The organism is Hoeflea prorocentri (assembly GCF_027944115.1).
GTDB classification, from domain to species: Bacteria; Pseudomonadota; Alphaproteobacteria; order Rhizobiales; family Rhizobiaceae; genus Hoeflea_A; species Hoeflea_A prorocentri.
The window spans coordinates 1,402,698-1,425,515 of record NZ_JAPJZI010000001.1 but is presented as its reverse complement, the minus strand read 5'-3'; the positions used below and the strand labels follow the sequence as shown (position 1 = coordinate 1,425,515).

The window sequence follows — 22,818 nt, the reverse complement described above, 5'->3', positions numbered from 1 at the left end:
TGCGCTGATTTGACCCTGGCAAAGCACCTGTTCGGGGCAGTGGTAACACCTATATGCTGGAAAAGTTTTTGGTGATGATGCACATGCGAGAGGCTGGACATGTTTGAAAATGGCGTGGCTGCAACAGACCTGCCCGCGCAAAGCACACTGCACAAGCGTGTATCGCCGGGCGATTTCCTTGATTGCTATTGTGTTGCTGCAAACATGCCTCCGCGCCGCGCGGCTGAGATCATCACCTCGTTTCCCGCCTGGGCGCGCGTTCTGGTGTGCTTACGCAATATGCTGACAGCACCCTTTGGCCTGTCCGGGGACGGCCCGCCTGCCGAGGACAAAGTCGGAGCTTTCCCCGTCGAAAGCGAAACACAAGAAGAGCTCATCGCCGGCTTCAACGACCGGCATCTGAATTTCCGGGTTTCAGTTCTTTCGACGCAGGGGCGTGTCTACCTCGCCACCTGGGTCCACCCGCACAATCTCGGCGGCCGGTTGTACCTGAGAACCATTTTGCCGTTTCATATCCTGATTGCCCGGGATGCGCTGGCAAGAGTTGGAAAAGAACCGTTTGATGGCTTGGCTTATTCCTCAAGCAGGTGCTCATAGCGCGCGTCGGTCAGCGTCTTCAGGAACGCGACAAGCGCATCGATCCTCTCGTCTTCCAGAGCCGGCCCGTGGGTCAGCTCTTCCACCGAAATCGTATGTTCGAATTCGGTCTGACCCCAAGGCTCACCGGTTTCCGGGTTGATCTGCGCTGACGGCGCCGTTGTGTTGAACTTGTTGTAGAACGCGACAGCCGTCCGCAACTCCGCAAAAATGCCGTTATGCATATAGGGACCGGTCACGGCGACATTACGCAATGTCGGCACCTTGAACTTGCCCGCCTGCGCCGGATCGCTCACAACCGTATTGGCGAGCAGTCCAAGATCGGCGACCTTTTCCCCGCTGCCATTGGCTTCCCTGACAGCCACATGCACCGGCACTCCGATATTGTGATACTCGTAATTGCTGAATGTCTCCCGCTCAGCGCCCGGAATGGCCTGAAGCTGGTGACATTGATTGCAATTGGTGAACTGGTCGGAAAAAAACAACGTCCGGCCCAACTCCTCCTGATCGGTGAAGGTGACCTCGCCTTTCAGATAACGGTCGTAACGGGAATCGAACGGCGAAAAGACATCCGTTCGCTCAAAGGCGGCAATGCTCTTTGTCATCGCCCCATAGGCGACTTCCGCATCGTCAAAAACATCCGAACCGAAATGCGCTTTGAATGCGGCCACATAGTCGGCATTCTCCATGAGCCGCGCCACGACCGCCGCCTTGCTCTCCATGCCCATTTCAGCCGGGTTCAGCGGCGGACCGCCCGCCTGTCCTTCCAGGTCAGGCTCCCGCCCGTCATGAAACTGCCCGCCGACATATTCACCGTCCTTGCGGAGATGAAAAACCGGGCTGAACCGCGCATAGCTGGCGGTCGGAGCATTCCGGTCACCGATCGAAACGCCGTCATCGCCAAGCGAAACGGCCCTTGCCACGGTTCCTGGGTGCCCGTTTTCACGCGGGTCAGCAAATCCGGCTTCGGGCGCATGGCAGGTGGCGCAGGCCTGCGAGCGGTTCTTTGAAAGATTGACGTCGTGAAACAGCGCCTCGCCGAGTTTCTGGGGCGAATTGAAGGCCGTCTCGTCGGCCATTGCAAATCCAATGGGAAGCAAAACGGCAGTCAGGGACACCGTTGAAACAAAACGGCTCAACACACGCATAAAACCAACCCTATTGAAACCTGTTTGCGCTACAATTATACGGGAGTGCTTACAAATGATACGTCAAATTTGCCGCGGGCGAAGCTTCTCGGCGATCAGGTTTGACAGATCAAAGCGGTTAGACACACCAACAAACGGAAAGAAGATCGGGACGACAATGAAACCGAAGATTTTTATCGATGGCGAACACGGAACAACCGGACTGCAGATCAGGTCCCGGCTGTCGCGTCGCGACGATATCGATCTGATCTCGATCCCGGAAGCCGAGCGGCGTAACGATGCTATGCGCGAAGACAAGCTCAATGAGGCCGATATCGCCATCCTGTGCCTGCCTGACACCGCATCGCGTCAGGCCATGGGCATGCTCGGCGGCAGCAATTCAACCCGTGTCATCGACACGAGCACGGCCTTTCGGACAGATGCGGGCTGGACCTATGGCTTTGCTGAGATGGAGCGTACCCAGGCCGGCAAGATTGCCGGCGCACGCTTTGTCGCCAACCCCGGCTGCTACCCGACGGGTGCGATCGCGTTGATCCGCCCGCTGCGGATGGCCGGCTTACTGCCGTCCGACTATCCGGTCACAGTTAATGCGGTATCGGGATATACCGGCGGCGGAAAGCAACTGATTGCAAAGATGGAAGACGAGGCGCATGCGGAGCATATTGACGCGCCGCATTTTGCCTATGCGCTTTCTTTGCGGCACAAGCACCTGCCCGAGATGCAGCAGCACGGACTTCTGGAAAGAACCCCGCTGTTTTCGCCCAGTGTCGGCCGCTTCGCGCAAGGAATGATCGTCCAGGTTCCGCTTCACCTCGATCTGTTGACCGGCAATACGACGCTGGCCGATGTGCATGAAATCTTGAACGCGCACTATGCCGGCCAGTCTTTTGTCGAGGTTGCGACACTTGAGGAATGCGGTTCGAGCGAACGCATCAATGCCGAGGCTCTCGCCGGACAGGACAATATGCGCCTGTTTGTCTGCGGCAACCCGGAAGGTCCGCATGTCAATCTGGTGGCCCTGCTCGACAATCTCGGAAAAGGCGCATCAGGCGCTGCCGTTCAGAACATGGACCTGATGCTCGCCGGGTAAACCCGCTGCGCTCCGACAACCTCGCCAGTGTCTCTTCAGGCTGCCTGAAGGGACAGGGCGGGTCTTGGATAGGTGCCGGCAAAAGCGCGCCAGTGCGCGACGGCAAAGGCCAGTACCACCAATGCCATGCCCTGATGGATTAGCGCCCAAGTCACCGGCACCTGCTCAAGCAGTGTCGTGATGCCGATAGCCGCCTGCAGTGTCATCAGGACAAATAGGACGACCGAACGCCTGGCATGGGTCGTCTCAGGCGCAAGAACCATGCATCTGATCATGTGGAACAGCGTTGCAAGCCACAGAAGATAGGCAAAGACGCGGTGGGTAAACTGAACAGTTTTGGCGTTTTCGAAGAAATTCACCCACACAGGCTCCATCACCAGCAGGTTCGAAGGAACATATGCGCCGTCCATCAAGGGCCAGGTATTATAGGCCAACCCCGCATCAAGCCCCGCGACAAGACCTCCGAGATAAATCTGCACGACGATCATTAGGGCTATAAGACCGGCAAAACCACCTGACCCCTCCGATGGGGGTCGGTCGCTGCTATGCGGAGCAAGCCCGCGCGAGACCCAGATTATCGCTGCAAAGATCACACAGGCCAGCGTCAGGTGCGTTGCAAGCCGGTATTGGCTGACATCCACCCGGTCGACGAGGCCGGACGTGACCATCCACCATCCGATAAAGCCTTGCAGCCCTCCAAGCGCTAGAAGTCCCAAAAGAGGCAATTTCAGGCGTTGTTCAATGCGCCCCGAAACCCAGAAAACCAGGAGCGGCACGGCAAAGAGAACCCCTACCCCGCGTGCCAACAGCCGATGAGCCCATTCCCACCAGTAGATGAACTTGAACTCATCAAGGCTCATGCCCTTGTTGATCTGCTGATATTCCGGAATTTGCCGATAGAGCTCGAGCTCTTCCTGCCATTCGGCTTCGCTGAGCGGCGGGATGACACCATGGATGGGTTCCCATTGCGTTATCGAAAGGCCTGAATCGGTCAATCGTGTTGCGCCGCCGACAATCACAAGAGCAAAGATCGCAAGGGTAACGATCCCGAGCCAAATCCGCACCGCCACACGGTTCCTGGCTACACTATCCGAACTCTCTGCAACACTCATGGATCGGCTTTCCGTCAACGGACTGATTTTTCGGACATTTGAAGCAGAGTGCAGCCGAAGGCAAGCGCCATTTTGCCTCATCACCGGCAAACGTGTCCTGACAGTGTTTTCTGCCGGGCAGTGCTACTTTACGGCAAAAGTGGCTCCGGCCGGCGTCAAGGCCGCGAAGATGGAACAGTCGATGCCGGTCTTCAGGCGCGCATACCGCCACAAGACCACCGATACAAGAAGATTGCCCGCCGTGTATCCGGACGCTGCAGCCATGATTCCAAGACCCGGATAGGCCAGCATCATCCATGTGACGGCTACGACGAGGCCGGCAAGGCTCACCAGCATCGTCGCCACATGCTGATTGTGGACGGCAAGAATAAGCGGAGCGGGACCGAAGATCGAGCGCGCCAGCATGGTCAGGGTCACGGCAAGAAGAATCGGATAACCGGCCTCCACCTCTTTCGAGAACAGGCCGAGCAGAAAGTGACCGACGACTGCGAACACGGCCAGAACACAAATCGAATAACCGATCGACGCGATATTTGTCAGAAACAATTTGCGCTGAAGGGCTTCAGTATCGCGTCGCAAGGTCTGCTCTGTGATTTCCGGCATCATCAGCGAATGGATGGTCCGCATTCCAAAGCCGGCAAGCACCCGGTAACGAAAGCAGATGTGAAGGATCGCGATTTCGACCGAACCGGCGAGCAGACTGGCGGTCAAAACAACGAGATCGATCATGTGATCCCAAAGCAGGCTCGTGCCCAGCCATGGAAACGCAGCCCGGTACCAGCGGCCGCTTTCCCCGCGTCCGTCAAATTCTCTGAAACGCCTGCGGAAATTTGCATCCCAGATCAAGACCGCCGCCACCGCAAGCCAGGCGGCAACGCCGGCCAGGGCTATGATCCCGGATATGTCCGTCACCCACTGGCCGAAAAGCAGAAGGGCGGCGCCGGCGATCAGGATAACGGGACGCAGCAATGTATCCGGCAGCAACCCCGCCAGAGGCCGCTTCAGCCCGACCTGTATCGCGCTGTTCAGATTGAGTGTCGCAAGGCCGGCGGCCGTCACGACGACAATGCCGAGATAGGCCACATGGTCCAGGCCGATGCCGACCGGGTTTATCGCCCAGTAGACGCTGAAAGCTGCCAGCAGAACAGCGATAACCGCCAAACCGTTTTTCATTGCCCGTATGGCGAAACCCTTCAGCAGATCAAGGGACTTGTCGTTTTGGTATTCTGCAGCAAAGAAGGACGCGACGGAGTTGAAACCAAGGAAAAGGCAGACCGCCAGCACACCGGAAATCGACACGAACACCGCATAATCGGCCAGCGCATCAACGCCCAGGAGCCTGATAATCAGCAGGTTGAGGGCAAATGTTGCCACCGCGCCGACAAGGCGGCCCGAAACCAGGATCGAAAATCGCGCAAGAAAGCTTCGAAACGCGCCGTGTTTCACCGGCCGGCCTTTCGCAGCAGGTCATGCTTGTAACGCTCTACAGCAGACATCGCGTCACGTAGACGGAAAACCGAGGTGCCCAGAAAGTTGGACAAGAGCGAGCGGGCATGGTGAAAACGCGGCGGGGCATCAACGATGCTGCCGCCCTTGCCGACCATGCCTTTCTTGAACTGATGCAGGCCCGAATCCAGATCGTTGCCGCCCAGGTCGTACCATTTCACACCGGGCTGCTGACAATAATGTTGAGCAATCCACCAGTGCATCGCGTACCCCGCTTTGAGACGCAGGGCCCGACCGTCGGTCGCTCCGTACATATAACTTGCCACTTCGCCGGATGCGAAAAACACGCCGCCTGCAGTGGGTGTCCCCTCGTGCGAAACGAGAACCACGGACGGCCTTATGCCGTTTACGCCATTTCGAACGAAATCCTCGAGCGAGTCGATCGCGGATGCATCAAGGAACTGCTTTCTGCTTGTCATCTCTGTATAGAGCTTGAGGAATTCCTTCAGTCCGTTGTCGTCGTTGCAAAACGCGATATCAAATTCGTTCTTCCATGACTTGCGCAGATTGTAACGCCATTTCTGATCGAGGCTCGCCATCAGATCGTCTTCGGCAAGATCGACATTGACGAGGTAGCGCTCCGGCGCGGCGAAACTCGCGCCCCTGGAAAATCCAAGCTGTTCCAGCACCTTCAGCGCCAGCGCGTCATACGGTGGAACCGCCTGCGGCGCGACCGTCAGGTGCATGTTGCGGCGCGTGCAATACTCCTCGTCCAGGGCAAGTATGATCCTGCGATACATGTCATCGCTGACCTCCTGTCCCTTCGCACGCCAGATCGGTCCCCATTTGACGATGGCAATACCGGTTCCGGTCAGCGGAATTGGGCGAACATAGGCAACCGCCCCGCCAACAATGCGATCGTTCTCCAGGAACTTCACGCATTCAATGCGATCCTCTCCCCACCGCGCGATATTGAAGGCGCCCGTTTGCTCAGGAAGAATATCAGCAAATCCCGTCGCGATTTCATCCCATTCCAGGGGTGCAACAACCTGCACCCGCAGGCCGCTGGATAAAGCCCCGCGGTGACCTGTGGCTGCCTTTACAGATTCAAGGCCAATGGTGTTGGCCTGGCTGGACAGACGTGCATCTACATTCATGTTCATAACGATTTTCCGGAAGTATGATTTGTTATCGTATTTTGACGCGGTGAAATAACCGGCCGTTTCCAACGGGCAAGGCGCGGCACGACATCCCAAAGGGCGTGAAGCGCCGGCGCGGGATCCGACACGCTGAAAACCATGTGGACATCGGATCGAAAGCCAACGGACAGCGCCCGAATAATCCACGTGACTGTTTCTCGCAGGCTGACCTCGCCTCTCAGATAGGAAACTTTGGCTCCCATGAGATCGCCGCTGGTCCAGCAATAGCGAATACCGGCCCGACCCTGCTCGCTTCCAGCCCCCGGCTTGCGGCCGAGTGCGAGGTCGAGCATGAACGTGCCCAACTCCAGGCCCGCAAACTCCGGCAAGGCGTGATTGCCGGCAATGCGCGGGTTGATTTCCAGGAAGGAGCTTTGCTCCGTCACTTCATCAAAGAGAAACTGCGCGCAACCGATACCGGTGTAGCCGAGTGCGCGAACAAGTGAGCAGGTCTGATCGACAAGCGGGTGACCGGCTGGAAGTGTTCTGCCCTCAACGGCAAGCCCGGTTCCGTCGGGGCTGTCCGTACGATCAATAACCGCATGGAGACAGCGTTTCACGACGCCGTCGTGAGCAGCAAAATAGACATTGTGGCGAACACCCTCGAACTTTTGTTGAAGCAGAAGGTCCTGATACCCGAGGCTGAAATCCTTGAAGGCCTGTTCCGCCTCGGCAGCGGAATTCAGAAACAAGGCCTTTGCGCCATCGATCCGTTTTGTTGAATCGGATGGCCGCACGATCAAAGGAAAACCGACTGTCTCCATCGCCGAGTAAAACTGCTCGGTATTTGAACTCGTCGAAAAAGGCGCGGTGGGAACGTCGCACGAATGCGACAGTTGCATCATGTATGGCTTGTCGAGGCATTTGCGGACGGTTGCAGCATCGACCGTGGCAATCGGCGGGAGGCCTTCGAACGAATTTTCATGCTCGGCAATCAGACGGACATATTCCTCCGCAACCGGAAAAATAACCGCAAGGTTCGGATTGTCCTTGTGGAACATCTGCAGTTCCTGGGCAAACCTGTCCGGTGTGGCCTCAAGCGGTGCATGATCCCAGATATCCGAAACCGCCCGGCTGTATTGGCAGCCTCGTTCGCATCCATGCGAGCTGACCACAACACGGTAACCTTTCCGCTGAAGGTCTCGCGCCAGGGTAAGCGATGGGCGATAGTTGCCCAGCAGCAAGGCGACCGGTTCTTTACCGGAGGTTGAGGTCATGGTCTGGCCTCGCGATCAAGAAGCAGGATTTTGGCCATCGTAGTGATGTGGAACGTGGCCCACGCGCATATGCCGACAAATTTCGCGCTGTCCTCAAGCAGCACCATGTTCGGATCAAGACTGTGGAAGACCACATCCACCAGCATGCTGAACGCCAGCGCTCCGCCACCGGCCAGAAGCAGCCAGTAATCGCTCGCAAGCAGGATCCTGTAATTTGCCGCCAGATAACCAAAGGCGATGATCACATATCCGGCAAGCACAGCATTTTGCGGAACGCCCAGCCCCGGCAACACCCGCTCATGCAGGAGAAAGCCATCATCCAGAGCAAGCCAGCCAGTGAACAGTCCCGCGCTTAGTGCAAAGACGAGAAACGAATTTTTTTTGCCCATGAAAAACAGCAATGCCGCGGCGAACAGACACACGGCTGCTGATGCCACCCAGATCATGATACCCAAAAGCGAGATAAACCCGTAATAGGAGCGACAACAGCTATCGGACAGCTCTGCGGCGGTCAGCGCGTCGAGGAACAACCATTTCGGCTCCACCCATGGCTGCAGGACCACAGGAGCCAAAACCGCAATCGATATAAGCATCGTGACAAGATGGACGAGCCAGTCGACATCCGGCATACGCAGGTCCGGGGCCATCGCGTGGCTGCTCAATTTGCTTCGAAGGAAGGTGCCGATACGGTTGTGTGTGCTGTGTATCGTTCCGGCCATAAAACCTCTCGCTACATGGGTGGTCTGTGTTGGATGGGACTGACGGCTTTATCCCCGCGACTCGGTTCCCGCGCAGCCAGACGTGCCTTGCGAGCCGTCTGGCCAAAGATCGTCTTGACCGTCGAACGACCGAAATCGTCGAGCCATGGGGTTCTCATGATCTTCTTCTTCAGTGAAAAACGCGCATGCAAGGCCGCGCAGATCAACCGGCCTTTCAATGTAAACGGGCGCGTGTAGTTGAACAGAGCGACATCGGTATCGGCCCAATCATTCTTGTATTTCTCATCGCCGATGAGCAGGTCATAGCTGTCACAGCCCGCCCGCGCTGCCAGTTCTATCGTCTTGGTCAGAAGCTGGATGCCAGCCGAGAACTTGCTGTCAAGCTGCGGCGAATAAGCTGAGACATAGTAGTAAAACACCCGGTCGGATGCGAAGGCCAGCATACCGGCCGTGAGAGCGTTGTCTCTGAAAAGGCCGTAGACTCTCAGCGACGTATTGTCCGCATCACTCAGCGCCGCTTCGATTGCCATCCGGGTGGCACTTGGAGCATCGGCTGTACCAAAGGGGCTGCGTCTGCCAGCTTCCTCCACCTGGGCGGACTTCCAATCCAGTATCTGCCGGGCCGCCGTCAAACAGTTTTCCGCGCCTCTTACCCTTCGGAAACTGACGCGGCCGGTCGCCTTGAACGCCCTGTATTTCGAGCGCAGACGCTGGCGCGACTTGGATGAGCGCATTGCTGCGTAAAGACCCTTCCAGTCCTTCTTGAGGGCAAGCGTGTGGGAGCTGTATTCAGCGGCAAGAACAGAGGCGTTTGTCAGCGACGATTTCGCAATATCGGGTCCGCTGGCAGGCAGACGTGTCAGGTGAACCGCGTCGATCTGTGGAATGGCACTGTGAATCAGAGACGCAATCGCTTCAATCAGATTGTCCGGCAGTCGCGATGCATAGGCGCGATCGACCAACGGACCATGATAATCGGAAATCCTGTCGCCGAGCCAAGTCAAAAGCTTGCCGGTCATCGCATAGCGAATTGCCAAAGGCAGGATCACGACCGGTTTGTCCTCGACAAAACCGACAACAAAAAGCGGCCTGAAACAAGCGGTCTTCCCATCCCCCTGATCTGGGCAATCCGCCGCGACAACTGCCTTGATCCATGAATAGGTTTGAAATGGTGTGCCGACACAATCGCGCTGAAGACCTGTCCACAGAGCCGCAATGTCTTCCATCGCCTCATAAGCGAAGTACCGGCACCCGGACAGAAACCCGATATCTATCCGACGCGGCGTATCGGCCATCGGCTTTTCATCCGAGACCGGACTGATGTTTGCCGTATGGAATGACAATTGTGTCTCCTTGCCACGCAACTCGGCAGCTTCACGCTTTCGAGCCCGAAACACCTTCCTGTTCAAGATGTTGCAATCATACGGCAATATCGTGCCACAATCGTAAATCTGCGACTTAAAAGTCCAATTTGGGTTAACGGATCAATTAACGGTATCAAACCAAATCCAGGGCCTGCCGCCGAGAGTCAGGCATGGCGGCGCCACAAAGAGATTAAGGACTTGATTGCGACATCAATTCCTATACTTCAAAAGCCTTCAAGACGAGGATTAGGGATAAATGCCGCTTCGCCTACGCAAACTCATCGGTACATTTGCCTTGATTGCGCTTGTGGTGCTTTACGCGCTGGTGGCGACGACGGTCGCGACCTACAGGCTGGCGGAGTCACCATGGTGGGTGCATCTTATATATTTTGCCGTCAGCGGCGTAATCTGGGTTTTACCGGCCATGTGGATTATTCGCTGGATGGAACGGCCGCAAGGCGACGAAAGCAATTAATCGGCAACCAATTTTAACCAGAATTCGTATCGATCAGAGTTTTTTAAGTTCAATCGGATAGTGTGTCTCTGACGTTGGTTCCACTTGTTCGCGCGAAATATTAGAAGCCTCAGCAGGCCAAGGCGCTGACATGCTGGATGAGAGATGGGAATTTGATTGATGCGAAAACCGGTTGAGGCAACCAGTTTTTCCATTCAATGCAACAGGGAAATTGAACCTCTGGAGCCCGTATGGCGGGCATTGGAGGCTGCTCCCGAGTGCAGTATTCACCAGACTTATGACTGGTGCCGTGGCTGGATCGAAGAGACCGGCGCGACGCCGCTTATCATAACGGCCACCTACACATCCGGCGCACGGTCCGGCGAAACCGCGTTCATCCTGCCGCTATGTATCACACGCAGCGGACCGTTCCGGATTGCCAGATATATCGCAACGCCGTTCAACAACGTGAATTTCGGGGTTTTCTCAACGCATTTCCTCGATGATGCCAATCCGGCCACCATGCTTGCAATCAGGAAGCAGATTGCCCAACTGCCGCTCGGCGTTGACTATGTCTTCCTCGACCGGCAGCCGAGGGCCTGGCATGGATACGTTCACCCGTTTTCCCATTGGCCGCATGTTGAAAATCAGAACCCGACATTCCAGGCAACACTGGATGGAGGCTTTGATGCTGTCCTTTCAAGGGGCAACGCCAAGCGTCGCAGAAAAAAATTTCGCATCTCGGAACGCCGGCTCGATGAGCTGGGCGGATACGACTACATACGAGCGCGCACTCCCGATGAAGCAGGCGATCTGCTGGAGGAGTTCTTCAATCAGAAAGCTGCGCGCTTTGCCTTTATGGGCCTGCCGGACGTCTTCGATGACGCGAAGATCAAATCCTATTTCCGCCGTCTGGCTCAGGAAAGCGTCGGTCAGGACAGAAAAACAATTGAAATGTACGCGATCCGTCTGCGCAACCGCGACGGGTTCTTATGCGCGATAGCGGCTCTGTCGACAAAGGGCCGTGATGTGATTTGCCAGTTCAGTTCCATCGCGATCGGGCCGACAGAAGCGGCAAGTCCGGGTGAGTTGTTATTCTACCTGGTTATTCGCGACGCCTGTGAGTCCGGCGCTCACACTTTCGATTTCGGTGTCGGAGACGAACAGTTCAAACGCTCCTGGTGCGATGTCGAAACAACCCACTATGATACGTTTGTGGCCATCACACCGCTCGGACATATCGGTGCCCTTGCAGCCCGGCTGTCAACCGACATCAAGCGCTTTACCAAGCACCATCCGGCCATCTTCAAGCTTGCCAAGGCGATCCGCCTCTGGGTCACCAACCGCTAGAACAACTCTGATTTAGGCAGCGGTCCGGTCGGGGCTGCCGGGCGCCCCTGCCCCGGGGCTCATCATGAGAAGATTCTGAAAACCTTCCGAATAAAAATCGTTGAGGTATTCAACCATCAGATCGTCATCGGGCTGCACCACGGAGAAGATCATCTCCACGTCCTGCCCGTCGAGAAGGCGCTTGACGCCGGCAGAATTAGCCGGACCGCATTCCACAATGACAATGTCATAGACTTTGGTCAGAGCGCCAACCACATCCGGCAGCTTGTCAGCGTTTTGCATGGCCATGGCCGGGTCCGTTATGCCTTGGGGAAGAATATGCGCATTTGACAGGCGGTCCGCATGAAGGGCCTCCGGCACGGTGCAGTCGTCGACTAGCACGTCGGTAATGCCCGGCAGATCCGAATGGGGCACCATCATCCGACTTGGACAGGCAGAGCCGGTCATATCCAGGAGCAATGCCTGGCTTCCCTCATTTGCCAGCATCCGAGCAAGCATGACGGAAGTCATCGAGCCCTTGTCGCCTTCGGGCGAGACCACAATGGCAAGACGCGTTCCGGCCGCAATCAGATGGTCGGTGACGGCACTGACACTGTATTCCGGCTCGTGGTCTTCGATGATGCCGTCATCGATGTCAGCTGCAACCGGGACCTTTGCATCCAAACTGTCATGAGGCGGTTCTTCAACGGCCGGTCCGGCTTCGACCACCACGTCTTCATCCAGTGTCTCGTCATTTTCAGCGGAGCTGTCGTCGTTCGCGGCAACAGGTGCATCGGCCCCGACAGGGTCTGCATTCAAGTCAGGCGTATGCGCGCTCACGACAACATCGCTCTGCTCTGCTGCAAATGTCTCAACGGCGTCGTCTTCCCGGGCAGTTTCGAAGGCTTCAGCCCCCGGTTCGGCCTTGTCTGAAACACCCGCCACGGGCACATCATCAAACGGTTTTGGTGTGAGCCCCGTCCCAATGGGCGGGCCTGGATCAACAGCGGCTTCAGGCTCCATTGCATCCGAATTTGTCGGCGCTACACCGTAATCGACCGGCCTGAGCGCCCGGCCGGAAAAAAGCTCAAACAGCATGATGGCGAGAGACGAAAGCAGGAAGGTAACCAACCCGGCAATAATCGCCACCGGCACGGGCTTCGGATAATAGGGTTTCGTCGGAACCAATGCTTCGGAAATGACGCGCGCGTCGGCCGGCAGGTCGCCCCGGTCCGAAAGCGAGGCAGCTTCGCGGTAACGACTCAGATAGACTTCAAGCAACTCGCGCTGCGCGGTTGCCTCGCGTTCAAGCGCCCGCAATTCGACCTCATCGCCGCCTGCCCTTGCCGAATCCGCTTTCAACTCGCCAAGTTGCTGATTTAGTTCATCTTCGCGTAGCTGCGCGATTTCTGCGTCATTTTCAAATGTTCGCAGCAAGCCACGGGTCTCTGCCTGAATTTGCTTTTCGATATCGTTCAACTGCGACCGCAAGCCCTTGATCCGTGGATGCTGCTCAAGCAGCGTTACGGAAAGATCCGCAATCTGTGCCTGGAGCGCTGCCTGCCGTTCCCGCAATCTCTGGATGACATCGGACTGAACCAGATTGGCAAAGTCTTCTGAAGGACGCCCGCTTTCGATCGCATTCCTGACGGCCGTCGCCCGCGCCTGGGCCTCGGCCTTTTCGCCGCGCACCCGACTCAATTCCGAGGAAATCTCGGAAAGCTGCCGCGTGGCGAGTGTCTCCGTGCTGTCCACCAGCAAAAGGCCAGATTCGGCCCTGAACTGCGCCACCTTCGCCTCGGCCGCGCGCACCTTGTCCCGCAGATCGGCGATCTCCGGCTCGAGCCAGGCCGTCGCATCGACATTGGTCGACACCTTGGCGCCGCTTTGCAGCGTGAGATAAGTCTGGGCGATTGCATTGGCGGCCTGCGCCGCAAGCTGTCTGTCGACAGACCAGAAGGTAACCACGATGACGCGGGAATTGTCGACCTGATAAACAGTCATATGTTCCCGGAATCGTTCGATCAGACGCTCCTCCGGCGAGGCATCATACGGGTCTTCCTCAAAACCGAACTGAATAAGAAGGCTTTCGATAAGAGAGGGTTTGGCCGCAGAGCTGAACTCGCGATTGTCGACAAGGTCGAGTTGATCGGCGACGGATTTGATCAGATTGGTCGAATTGATGATCTCGACCTGGCTGACAATACCCTGCTCGTCAAGAAACTGCGGGCGCCCGTTCGTTGTCTGGTTGGCGCCGGACAGTGGCGACTGGCGCGATTCTATCAGGATGCGAGCCTCTGCGCGATATCGCGGCGACGACATGCCTGAAAGAACAAACGCGGCAACGCTTACGATAAGCAAAAGAGAAACAATGGCGATGCGCCGTTCCCAAACGGCAACGAACAACCGCACAATATCAATATCAACGTCACTGCCGCTCGACTGCGAACCGCGCATGGGTAATCACTCCACTTCAATCAGTCGAATGAGTAAATGAACATGGTAACATAAGGGTTAAATCTGCATTTATATTTCATTAACAAAATCAGCCCGCTAACCCCAAATGCCGCCATTCGGAAAGTTTGGGTGCGAAAATACCCCACACTTTACCCGTCATTAACCTTAACCGGTCGATAACGGGGCCGGTTCAATAACTGCTCCTGTGAAGAGTATTCGCTCAACATGGCGTTTGAAATACGAAAAATTGCGGCCGCTGCCCTTATGACAGGACTCGCCATTGCCCTGGCCGCCTGCTCGGGTTATCGGCCTGCACCGCAGGCCTTTCATGAGGCCGTCATTCAGCCCTACAGGCTGGATTCAGGAGACAATCTGCGCATCACAGTGTTCGAACAGGAAGAGCTGACAAACACCTATGCAGTTGATCAGGCTGGCTATGTGGCATTCCCGCTTATCGGATCGGTCGCAGCCCGCGGCCAGACCGTCTCCGAACTCGAGACGCATATTGCAGGAAAGCTGCGCCAGGGCTATTTGCGCGATCCCGATGTTTCAATTCAGGTCGATCAGCACCGCTCCTTCTTCATCCTTGGTGAGGTCAATACGGCAGGACAATACAACTATGTTCCTGGAATGAATGTACAAAACGCCATCGCCATCGCAGGTGGATTCACCGCCCGTGCAAATCAATCCAACGTCGATATCACGAGAAAGGTCAATGGCGACGTCCTGACAGGACGGGTAACGATCTCAGATCCCATTCTGGCGGGCGATACTATCTACGTCCGTGAGCGTCTGTTCTGAGGACAAGGGTCAGGACGTAAATGTCGGATCATGCCCCCTTGCGTATCGTGCATTGTTTCCGCTCTCCGGTCGGCGGCATTTTCCGGCATGTGCGGGATCTTGTACGATATCAGCACGAGGCCGGGCACAAGGTTGGAATACTGTGTGACAGCATCACCGGCGGAGCACATGAAGATGCCCTGTTCGACACAATCAGGCCATTTCTCAATCTCGGCCTGACCAGAGTTCCCATGCACCGTTCCATTGGGCCAGGAGATATTGTTACTGCACTAAAATGCAGGAGTGAAATCAAGAGTTTGAAGCCGGACATCATCCATGGTCACGGCGCCAAAGGCGGTGCCATGACGCGGTTGGTCGGCTCACAGTTGCGGGTTTCCAGGTCTCGCGTATCCCGCCTTTATTCCCCGCACGGGGGCAGCCTCCACTATAGCCGTTCGCAACTGTCCGGACGGTTCTATTTTGCCCTCGAACGCTTCCTAGAACGCTTCACCGACGGCCTTGTTTTCGTCAGCGACTATGAACGCCAGGCCTATACCGCCAAGATCGGCCCCCCACGGCCGCCCAGCCGGCTCATCTATAACGGTTTGCACGACAAGGAATTCGAGGACATAACGCCCGAAGAGGGCGCGGCCGATTTCCTTTATGTCGGGATGATGCGCGACCTGAAGGGACCCGACGTCTTTATCGATGCCCTGGGCAAGGCCGAGAAGTTGATCGGCAAGCCTTTAAGCGCCATGATGATCGGCGATGGCGACGATAAGGACAAATACCGGCGCATGCTGGAGGCCAGCGGCCAGACTGACCGGGTGAAACTCGAGCCGGCAATGCCTGTTCGCGATGCCTTGCGGCGCGGTGAGTTTGTCGTCGTGCCTTCAAGGGCGGAGTCCCTGCCCTACCTCGTTCTGGAAACGCTGGCTGCGGGACGCCCAGTAATCGCCACCCGTGTGGGGGGCATACCTGAAATATTCGGGGTCGACAGTCCGGTACTGATCCCGCCCGGGAACGCCGACGCCCTTGCGAAAGCGATGGCAAACACAGTCGGGTCCCCGCGGGAACTGATGGCGCAGATGCCGGACAAAATGGACCTGGAGACGCGGTTTTCCGCAAGGACCATGGCGAACCAGATCACGGATTTCTACAGGGACTGCACCGCCTGACCGCCCGCCCGCGGTATACGGGTCAAAGAATATTAACGGCTCTGTGATATCCGTGAGCCCTGAAAGTCAGGGATGCCGCTGGATACATGACCGCACACCAAACCATCGAACCCGAGAAGCCCGAAGGCGCACAACCGGCAGACGAACCGCAGACGCCACCGGCCGATCCGTCCGCTCAACCTTCCGAAAAAATCGGCAAGCTGGCGACTCAAATCGCCCGTCAGCTGGGTGATGACAGCCTTTCTCCAGCGATGATCACCGGCATGGCACGGCTGTTCGAGATCGTCGGCCTGAGCCTCTGCGGCATTGCGGTCAGTCTGATCTATGTTGCCCCGCAGGGCGAATATACGAGCTCATACATATTTGCCTCGGTCGCCGGCGCCATCCTTGCGGTCCTCCTGTTTCAGATCAGCGATGCCTACCAGGTACAGTCGTTACGCAGCGCTTTCAGAAATCTGCCTAAACTCTACATCGGCTGGACAATTGCCTTCGCTACGCTGACCGCGGCCGCCTTTTTCATGAAAATCGGCCAGGAGTTTTCCCGTGTCTGGTTCGGGTCATGGTTCCTGTCCGGTTTAGCCTTTCTTACCCTTGGAAGGAACTTCATTGCATTTGCAATACGCCGCTGGGCGCGCGACGGCACCATGGAACGGCGTGCCGTTATTGTCGGCGGCGGCGAAGCGGCCGAAAAACTCATTCGCGCACTCGAACAGCAACCCGATAACGATGTACGCATCTGCGGTATTTTCGATGACCGCAGTGAACGGCGCTCACCCGCCATTGTTGCCGGCTATCCCAAGCTCGGCAATATTTCGGAGTTGGTTGAATTCGCCCGCCTGGCACGTATCGACATGTTGATCCTTTCCCTGCCCTTGACGGCCGAGAAGCGGGTTATGGAGCTTCTGAAGAAACTGTGGGTACTGCCGGTCGATATCCGCCTGGCAGCCCACTCAAGCGAACTCAAATTCCGGCCCCGCGCCTACTCCAATATCGGCTCCGTCCAGATGCTGGACATTTTCGACCGGCCCATCAATGACTGGGACTCAGTTGCCAAACGTGCCTTCGATATCGTCTTCAGCATCCTGGGCATCATCGCCTTCTCGCCAATCATGCTGGCAACGGCCATTGCCGTTAAGATGACCTCCAAGGGACCGATCCTGTTCAAGCAACAAAGACATGGTTTCAACAACGAAATCATCAATGTGTACAAATTCAGATCGATGTATGTCGAAAAATCGGACCCGACGGCGATCAATCCGGTAACCAAGGACGACCCGCGCGTCACACCTGTCGGCCGCTTTATCCGACGCACCTCAATCGACGAGTTGCCCCAGTTCTTCAATGCGCTGAAGGGGGAGCTTTCACTGGTCGGCCCGCGCCCCCATGCAATTCATGCGCGTTCGCATGACACGGTCTTCACAGAAGTGGTTGACGGCTACTTCGCGCGTCACCGTGTCAAGCCCGGCGTGACCGGCTGGGCGCAGATCAACGGCTGGCGCGGCGAAATTGACGATGCGGAAAAAATCAAGCAACGCACCGCTTTCGACCTTTACTACATTGAAAACTGGTCGCTGCTCTTTGACCTGAGGATACTTTTTCTGACACCATTCCGATTGCTCGGTTCGGAAAACGCCTATTGATGGCCGGGACGATTGCACAGGGAGGACTTTCGCCGGCCGCCGTGCCTCTCCTTGCCAAAGGCTCACTTGCGCTCGGCGCCTTTCTTTCCGGCTTTGTGCTTTATGAACCAGCGCCCTACGAACTCTACATGGTCGGCCTTATCGCCGTGTGGTTCCTCTTCGGACTGCGCCTTTCCAAAAACAGTGCCATCTTGCTGACCATTCTTGTCTGTTTCAATATTGGCGGTCTGTTGTCCCTGACAATGCTTGAGCAGCTCGATACGCGCCGTACGCTCTACATCGCCGTGTCGCTGTTCCTGGCACTGTCCTCAGTGTTTTTTGCCGCTGTGATCGAAGCCGATCGCAACCGCCTGCGGCCTATCTTCAATGCCTATGTCCTTGGAGCCCTGACAACGGGGCTCGTCGGTATCCTCAGCTATTTTCAGCTCTTTCCCGCAAGCGATCTGTTCTTGAGATACGGCCGGGCAATGGGTGTTTTCCAAGATCCAAACGTCTTCGGACCATTCCTCGTGCTTCCAGCCTGTTTCATGATGCAGCAGATCCTTATGGGACGGTTGAGCGCCTCGCTGCCTCGCATCATGGCCCTTGCGATCCTGACCATGGCGATTTTCCTGTCTTTTTCTCGCGCCGCTTGGGGGCTTTACGCCCTTTGCATGCTGACCATCGTTTTCATCATGCTGCTGAAGGAAAACTCCACCGCCTTTCGCCTGCGGGTTCTGCTTCTTGGATGCGCCGGTTTTTTTGTACTCGCCCTCATGCTGTTGATCGCGCTGCAATTCGATCAGGTCGCGGAACTGTTCGTCGTACGGGCACAGCTTGTTCAAAGCTACGACGCCGGGGAGTTCGGGCGCTTCAACCGCTATTGGCTCGGCCTTGAGCTCGCGCTGACCAAACCACTCGGTATCGGCCCTTTGATCTTCGGCACACTATTTGGCGAGGATACCCACAATATCTGGCTCAAGGCACTGCTCGACTACGGCTGGCTCGGCTTTGCGTCCTATCTGACACTCATTGTCTGGACACTTGCCGTCGGGTTCAAATGCCTGCTCAGGGATCGCCCCTGGCAACCCTATTTCGTTTGCGCCTATGTCGTCTTCTTTGGCCATATCCTGATATCGACGTTCATCGACACCGATCACTGGCGGCATTTTTACATCCTGCTCGGCATCATCTGGGGATGCATCGGGCTTGAGCAGCGCACAATGCGCCAGCGCCGGGAGCAGCTCTCACACGCATCTTAAACAGGAAGCAGGTTTTGGCATCTGTCCGGGTGATCGGCGGATGCATCACCTCTAAATGAAAAACTCCCCCGCTCTTGATAAGCGGGGGAGCAGATTGTCTATTCGGCTGCCGGTTGAACCGTAGTCTCCATACCGGCCTTTTCTCGTCGGCCGTCATTGTAGATCGCCTTGACCAGCGAGATACATTGAAGCACCATCACCAGCGAGAACGGCAAGGCGCCGATCACCATGGCCGTCTGGATCGCCTTGAGCCCGCCGACCAGCAACAGAGCAGTCACGACCGATCCAAGAGCAACGCCCCAGAAGATGATATGCGGGCGAGCCTTCGGACCTTCGTCGCCCGCGGCGTTGATCGTGTTGACGATCAGCACGGCGGAGTCAGCCGTGGTCACCAGGTAGGTCATGAGGAGGACGACGATCATCAGCGACATCGCCCAGCCCAGTGCCGGTATCAGCATATAGTTGACCATCGCAAAGATCTTGTCGCCGTCAGGAGCGCTGGCGATCAGGCCGCCGGCGCCACCATTCAGTTCCAGATCAATCGCCGTGCCACCTGCCCATGTGAACCAGATGAAGCACATCAGCGACGGCACGATCATCGCGCCAAGCACGAATTCCCTGATGGTGCGGCCCTTGGAGATACGGGCCAGGAAGAGGCCGACAAAAGGTGCAAAGGCAATCCACCAGGCCCAGTAGAAGACAGACCAGCCACCCTGCCAGGATTCCAGCTTGGAGGCGACGCTGTCCGGATCTCCGTCACCCGACCATACACGGAACATCATGTCGGGCAGGGCAATGAGGTAATCCCACAGACCAAGCAGCAGCGCCTTCATTCCAAAGAAGGTCGAACCGAACAGCAGGAAAAACCCGAGTAGCAGGATACTGAGAACCATGTTGATGTTGGAGAGCCATTTGATGCCTTTGCCGACACCCGACAGGGCCGATAGCGTCGACGCACCCATAATGACCACGATCGCAACGATCACGCCCGCGGAATTGGCGTTTCCGGCTTCCGTAGTCAGGCCCGTAATGCCGATACGCGTCAGACCGGCAACAAACTGCTCGACGCCGAAACCCAGCGTCTGCGCGACGCCGAGTATTGTGGCAACCACGGCGACGATGTCGACGATGTGACCGAGCGAACCCGACAGTCTTTCGCCGAACAAGGGCGTCAGCGAGGACCGCATCGTCAGCGGAAGTCCCCTGCGATAACTGAAGAAACCAAGCGCCAGACCGGCAATCGCGTAACAGGCCCATGCCCCAAGTCCCCAATGGAGGAACGACCATTTATACGCCATGCGGATATTGTCTGCGGTCGCACCGTTGGTAATGCCCTGGATCACCTCCGGATTGTTGTTCCAGTGATAGACCGGCTCCGCCACGGCCCAGGTCAACATTCCAACACCGATACCGGCACCGAACATCATGGAAAACCAGGAGAAATTCGAGAATTCCGGCTCATCCTCCGGCCGGCCAAGCTTCAGTCGTCCTGCCGTGGGCCATATGGAAAGCGCCAGGCAGCACAAGACGAAAAACGCGACCGTCCAGATATACCATGACGCGAACGAGGCCAGGATAAAGGCATTGATCCGGTTGAGAATGGCGCCGGCCTGCTCTGGAAAAGCAATCGCCCAAACGACCAGCCCCCCAATCACAAGCTTGGAGGATATGGTAACGATGTGACTGAATCCCCTGTAGAAACCGCTATCGGCGGTGCCTATAGGCAATTCGGTTAGCGCAGGTTTTATGGACATGTGTTTCCCCGTCTCTGTTTTTTTACGCAATCGCGTCAGCGGATTCCTTGAAACGTCCGCACAATTGTTAACGATAGCATGTTTGTTACAAATATGCATGCGTGTGCAGTGGGTAATTGATTATGAGTGGCATAAGTCCGGCTAATAGGAAGCTCAGCCAGAACCTTGTGGGTCTGTGCGCCTTCGACCTTGTCGCCCGTCACGGCAACTTCACCGGCGCCGCCGATGCGCTGGGCATGAGCCAGTCGGCGGTATCGCAGCGTATCAAGGCGCTGGAACAGGAACTGGGTGTTGTCCTCTTTACCCGCATACACCGCGGCGTGGTGCTGACAAACGAGGGCTCGCGCCTGCTCAATGTCGTCGGTCCGGCAATGCGGCAAATGGGCAATTCCGTCAATGCCTTGCTGGAGCGCAAATCGAAGCCGCGGGTTCGGCTTTCGGCCGATTTCGCCTTCTCGACATTCTGGCTTCTTCCGCGATTGTCCCAATTGCGTTCGGAGCTTGGTGAGGAAATCGAGCTTCAGATTCTGGCTTCGCAAATCCCTCCCGAAGACGATGGCGACGATTGCGATATCAGTATCCATGTCAGGCCTCTCAGCCAGATGAAGGGGGACGATATTCTGCTTTTGCAAGAGCGCGTGGCAGCCGTCTGCAGCCCGAAATTCCTTGCGGCCAACGGGCCGATCACATCGTCGAAAGATCTGTTGAAAACCCAGCTCTTAAGTCTCTCCAGGCCACCGTCGGCACAGTGGCAGACCTGGCAGGGATGGTTCGATGCCCTCGGCATAGTCGGAGAACGCTCGCAGAACTATGTCAGCTTCAACAATTACGACATGGTCACCCAGGCCGCGATCGCAGGAGACGGCGTTGCGCTGGGATGGCTCGGCCTGATTGATGACGTCATGCGCACGGGCCTGCTTGTCCAGGCAACAGACGATGTGGTCGACAGCTTCGCCGGCTACATCATGTCTCTGGACCGGCCGAACTCATATAGTGGCCCGCGGCGGGTCTATGACTGGATCGCACAACGCGCGGGCACAAAGCCCTCCTCTGCCGCCAAAAAGTAACGAGCCGTGCCTTTGTAATCGCGCCCGAAGAACAGGACGGTCATATCGGTTTCGTTCTTGTTATTCATGTCACGGCACCAGGCCTGAGACCTTCAGGTGCTTTTGCCTATTAAACGCGCCAATCCGCCCGGAGCAAATCGCAGGATCAGGATCATGCCGACCGCGACCACGATGAAGCGCGCTTCCTCCATCCCACGGATGCCCGCCATGGCCTCGGTGGCGAAGGTCAAGACCAGTGCGGCAATGATTGGACCGATGATTGTGGCGGTGCCGCCGATCAGGACCATGGACAACGCCAGGCTGAGAGTGCCGAAACTGAGCACGTCGGGCGCGGCAACGCGCAGGTAGATTGCAAAGAAACCGCCCGCAATGCCTGGAAACACAGCACTGGCGACCAATGCCAAAACCCGTTGCCGGGCAACGGAGATGCCGCGGGCCTGTGCATAATCCTCATTGTCGCGCACGGCGAGCAGGGATTTGCCGAAAGGCGATTTCGTCAGCCAGAACAGATAGACTGTCGACAAGGTCAGAAGCCCGAGGGCGACGTAATAGTAGCCAAATTTGAAATCCCGGATGAAGCGGTAATCTCCGATCTCCAGCCCCGGAATACGGACCATGCCGCCGGCCCCGCCGGTGATCTGACTTTGACTGAGGATCAGCTGCAGCACCAACTGACTGAAGCCGAAGGTCACCAGCACCACATAGATGCCCTTCAGCCGGGCTACGGGTAAAGACACGATCAGCGCGGCCAACACGGCCGTCGCGCCGCCCATGGGAATGGCAAGCCAGGGGTTTACGCCGAAGGTTTTGGCCGCAAGGGCCGCCGTGTAGACGCCTGCTGCAAAGAACGTCAGGTGTCCGAAGTTGAACAACCCTGCATAGCCCAGTGAAAGGTCCCAGTTCGACGCGATCACTGCATAGACAAAAGCCAGGATGAACAGGTGCCGGGTATAACTGTCGGTCACAAAGATCGGCACGACAGCAAGGCCGACGAGCGCCAGAAGAAGACCGAGCGTGCGCAGCATC

The 22,818-nt window shown here is 56.8% G+C and carries 19 protein-coding genes; 9 read left to right on the top strand and 10 right to left on the bottom strand.

Going from position 1 to position 22,818, the window contains the following annotated elements:
- Window positions 1-99: 99 nt before the first annotated feature.
- Window positions 100-597, top strand: coding sequence for a DUF2867 domain-containing protein (locus tag OQ273_RS06555; RefSeq protein ID WP_267989668.1), 498 nt, complete (start codon window positions 100-102; stop codon window positions 595-597).
- Here OQ273_RS06555 and OQ273_RS06550 read toward each other — a convergent pair.
- Complete coding sequence (locus OQ273_RS06550; protein WP_425493349.1) at window positions 573-1,745, bottom strand: cytochrome-c peroxidase; 1,173 nt, start codon at window positions 1,743-1,745, stop codon at window positions 573-575. The two genes, OQ273_RS06555 and OQ273_RS06550, sit on opposite strands and share 25 nt — an antisense overlap.
- Before the next feature lie 157 nt (window positions 1,746-1,902).
- Here OQ273_RS06550 and argC point away from each other — a divergent pair, with 157 nt between their 5' ends.
- Entirely contained in the window at window positions 1,903-2,835 is a 933-nt protein-coding gene (gene argC / locus OQ273_RS06545; protein ID WP_267989666.1) for an N-acetyl-gamma-glutamyl-phosphate reductase, read from the top strand.
- A gap of 35 nt (window positions 2,836-2,870) precedes the next feature.
- On the opposite strand, the gene OQ273_RS06540 is transcribed toward argC, so the two are convergent.
- From OQ273_RS06540 to OQ273_RS06515, 6 genes are all read right to left on the bottom strand, one after another.
- Window positions 2,871-3,947 (bottom strand): COX15/CtaA family protein, encoded by a 1,077-nt coding sequence (locus OQ273_RS06540; RefSeq protein ID WP_267989665.1) that lies wholly within the window; start codon window positions 3,945-3,947, stop codon window positions 2,871-2,873.
- Window positions 3,948-4,070: 123 nt separating this feature from the next.
- Entirely contained in the window at window positions 4,071-5,393 is a 1,323-nt protein-coding gene (locus OQ273_RS06535; RefSeq protein WP_267989664.1) for a lipopolysaccharide biosynthesis protein, read from the bottom strand.
- Window positions 5,390-6,556: a lipid II:glycine glycyltransferase FemX gene (locus tag OQ273_RS06530; protein ID WP_267989663.1), complete on the bottom strand. Its 1,167-nt coding sequence runs from the start codon at window positions 6,554-6,556 to the stop codon at window positions 5,390-5,392. Before OQ273_RS06530 ends, OQ273_RS06535 begins: the two co-directional genes overlap by 4 nt.
- Complete coding sequence (locus OQ273_RS06525; protein WP_267989662.1) at window positions 6,553-7,809, bottom strand: ATP-binding protein; 1,257 nt, start codon at window positions 7,807-7,809, stop codon at window positions 6,553-6,555. Before OQ273_RS06525 ends, OQ273_RS06530 begins: the two co-directional genes overlap by 4 nt.
- The gene (locus OQ273_RS06520) at window positions 7,806-8,528 is read right to left on the bottom strand and encodes a hypothetical protein (RefSeq protein WP_267989661.1); all 723 of its coding nucleotides are present in this window, start codon (window positions 8,526-8,528) and stop codon (window positions 7,806-7,808) included. The genes OQ273_RS06525 and OQ273_RS06520 overlap by 4 nt, the downstream gene beginning before the upstream one ends.
- Before the next feature lie 11 nt (window positions 8,529-8,539).
- Window positions 8,540-9,871 carry a GNAT family N-acetyltransferase gene (locus OQ273_RS06515; RefSeq protein ID WP_267989660.1) on the bottom strand — a complete coding sequence of 444 codons (1,332 nt, stop codon included), beginning with the start codon at window positions 9,869-9,871 and terminating at the stop codon, window positions 8,540-8,542.
- A 277-nt stretch (window positions 9,872-10,148) separates the two neighbouring features.
- Between OQ273_RS06515 and OQ273_RS06510 the strand changes: the two genes are divergently transcribed.
- Together OQ273_RS06510 and OQ273_RS06505 are read left to right on the top strand one after the other, a co-directional pair.
- Complete coding sequence (locus tag OQ273_RS06510; RefSeq protein WP_267989659.1) at window positions 10,149-10,367, top strand: DUF2842 domain-containing protein; 219 nt, start codon at window positions 10,149-10,151, stop codon at window positions 10,365-10,367.
- Between the two features lie 159 nt (window positions 10,368-10,526).
- The gene (locus tag OQ273_RS06505; protein ID WP_267989658.1) at window positions 10,527-11,696 is read left to right on the top strand and encodes a GNAT family N-acetyltransferase; all 1,170 of its coding nucleotides are present in this window, start codon (window positions 10,527-10,529) and stop codon (window positions 11,694-11,696) included.
- Between the two features lie 12 nt (window positions 11,697-11,708).
- On the opposite strand, the gene OQ273_RS06500 is transcribed toward OQ273_RS06505, so the two are convergent.
- Entirely contained in the window at window positions 11,709-14,132 is a 2,424-nt protein-coding gene (locus tag OQ273_RS06500; protein WP_267989657.1) for a Wzz/FepE/Etk N-terminal domain-containing protein, read from the bottom strand.
- Between the two features lie 225 nt (window positions 14,133-14,357).
- Between OQ273_RS06500 and OQ273_RS06495 the strand changes: the two genes are divergently transcribed.
- From OQ273_RS06495 to OQ273_RS06480, 4 genes are all read left to right on the top strand, one after another.
- The gene (locus OQ273_RS06495) at window positions 14,358-14,933 is read left to right on the top strand and encodes a polysaccharide biosynthesis/export family protein (RefSeq protein WP_267989656.1); all 576 of its coding nucleotides are present in this window, start codon (window positions 14,358-14,360) and stop codon (window positions 14,931-14,933) included.
- Window positions 14,934-14,953: 20 nt separating this feature from the next.
- Entirely contained in the window at window positions 14,954-16,090 is a 1,137-nt protein-coding gene (locus OQ273_RS06490) for a glycosyltransferase family 4 protein (protein ID WP_267989655.1), read from the top strand.
- 86 nt (window positions 16,091-16,176) lie between these two features.
- Window positions 16,177-17,730: an undecaprenyl-phosphate glucose phosphotransferase gene (locus OQ273_RS06485; protein WP_271292091.1), complete on the top strand. Its 1,554-nt coding sequence runs from the start codon at window positions 16,177-16,179 to the stop codon at window positions 17,728-17,730.
- Window positions 17,730-18,971: an O-antigen ligase family protein gene (locus OQ273_RS06480; RefSeq protein ID WP_267989654.1), complete on the top strand. Its 1,242-nt coding sequence runs from the start codon at window positions 17,730-17,732 to the stop codon at window positions 18,969-18,971. The genes OQ273_RS06485 and OQ273_RS06480 overlap by 1 nt, the downstream gene beginning before the upstream one ends.
- A 98-nt stretch (window positions 18,972-19,069) precedes the next feature.
- On the opposite strand, the gene OQ273_RS06475 is transcribed toward OQ273_RS06480, so the two are convergent.
- Window positions 19,070-20,725 (bottom strand): BCCT family transporter, encoded by a 1,656-nt coding sequence (locus OQ273_RS06475; RefSeq protein WP_267989653.1) that lies wholly within the window; start codon window positions 20,723-20,725, stop codon window positions 19,070-19,072.
- Between the two features lie 122 nt (window positions 20,726-20,847).
- Between OQ273_RS06475 and OQ273_RS06470 the strand changes: the two genes are divergently transcribed.
- The gene (locus tag OQ273_RS06470) at window positions 20,848-21,792 is read left to right on the top strand and encodes a LysR family transcriptional regulator (protein WP_267989652.1); all 945 of its coding nucleotides are present in this window, start codon (window positions 20,848-20,850) and stop codon (window positions 21,790-21,792) included.
- Window positions 21,793-21,884: 92 nt separating this feature from the next.
- On the opposite strand, the gene OQ273_RS06465 is transcribed toward OQ273_RS06470, so the two are convergent.
- Window positions 21,885-22,817, bottom strand: a complete 933-nt coding sequence (locus OQ273_RS06465; protein WP_267989651.1) for a branched-chain amino acid ABC transporter permease — start codon at window positions 22,815-22,817, stop codon at window positions 21,885-21,887.
- Window position 22,818 lies beyond the last annotated feature (1 nt).

What these genes read in the sequence shown, in the direction of transcription:
- OQ273_RS06555 (WP_267989668.1), top strand. Translation starts at nt 100, where the DNA reads ATGTTTGAAAATGGCGTGGCTGCAACAGACCTGCCCGCGCAAAGCACA.
- OQ273_RS06550 (WP_425493349.1), bottom strand. Translation starts at nt 1,745, where the DNA reads ATGCGTGTGTTGAGCCGTTTTGTTTCAACGGTGTCCCTGACTGCCGTT.
- argC (WP_267989666.1), top strand. Translation starts at nt 1,903, where the DNA reads ATGAAACCGAAGATTTTTATCGATGGCGAACACGGAACAACCGGACTG.
- OQ273_RS06540 (WP_267989665.1), bottom strand. Translation starts at nt 3,947, where the DNA reads ATGAGTGTTGCAGAGAGTTCGGATAGTGTAGCCAGGAACCGTGTGGCG.
- OQ273_RS06530 (WP_267989663.1), bottom strand. Translation starts at nt 6,556, where the DNA reads ATGAACATGAATGTAGATGCACGTCTGTCCAGCCAGGCCAACACCATT.
- OQ273_RS06525 (WP_267989662.1), bottom strand. Translation starts at nt 7,809, where the DNA reads ATGACCTCAACCTCCGGTAAAGAACCGGTCGCCTTGCTGCTGGGCAAC.
- OQ273_RS06520 (WP_267989661.1), bottom strand. Translation starts at nt 8,528, where the DNA reads ATGGCCGGAACGATACACAGCACACACAACCGTATCGGCACCTTCCTT.
- OQ273_RS06510 (WP_267989659.1), top strand. Translation starts at nt 10,149, where the DNA reads ATGCCGCTTCGCCTACGCAAACTCATCGGTACATTTGCCTTGATTGCG.
- OQ273_RS06505 (WP_267989658.1), top strand. Translation starts at nt 10,527, where the DNA reads ATGCGAAAACCGGTTGAGGCAACCAGTTTTTCCATTCAATGCAACAGG.
- OQ273_RS06500 (WP_267989657.1), bottom strand. Translation starts at nt 14,132, where the DNA reads ATGCGCGGTTCGCAGTCGAGCGGCAGTGACGTTGATATTGATATTGTG.
- OQ273_RS06495 (WP_267989656.1), top strand. Translation starts at nt 14,358, where the DNA reads ATGGCGTTTGAAATACGAAAAATTGCGGCCGCTGCCCTTATGACAGGA.
- OQ273_RS06490 (WP_267989655.1), top strand. Translation starts at nt 14,954, where the DNA reads ATGTCGGATCATGCCCCCTTGCGTATCGTGCATTGTTTCCGCTCTCCG.
- OQ273_RS06485 (WP_271292091.1), top strand. Translation starts at nt 16,177, where the DNA reads ATGACCGCACACCAAACCATCGAACCCGAGAAGCCCGAAGGCGCACAA.
- OQ273_RS06480 (WP_267989654.1), top strand. Translation starts at nt 17,730, where the DNA reads ATGGCCGGGACGATTGCACAGGGAGGACTTTCGCCGGCCGCCGTGCCT.
- OQ273_RS06475 (WP_267989653.1), bottom strand. Translation starts at nt 20,725, where the DNA reads ATGTCCATAAAACCTGCGCTAACCGAATTGCCTATAGGCACCGCCGAT.
- OQ273_RS06470 (WP_267989652.1), top strand. Translation starts at nt 20,848, where the DNA reads ATGAGTGGCATAAGTCCGGCTAATAGGAAGCTCAGCCAGAACCTTGTG.
- OQ273_RS06465 (WP_267989651.1), bottom strand. Translation starts at nt 22,817, where the DNA reads ATGCTGCGCACGCTCGGTCTTCTTCTGGCGCTCGTCGGCCTTGCTGTC.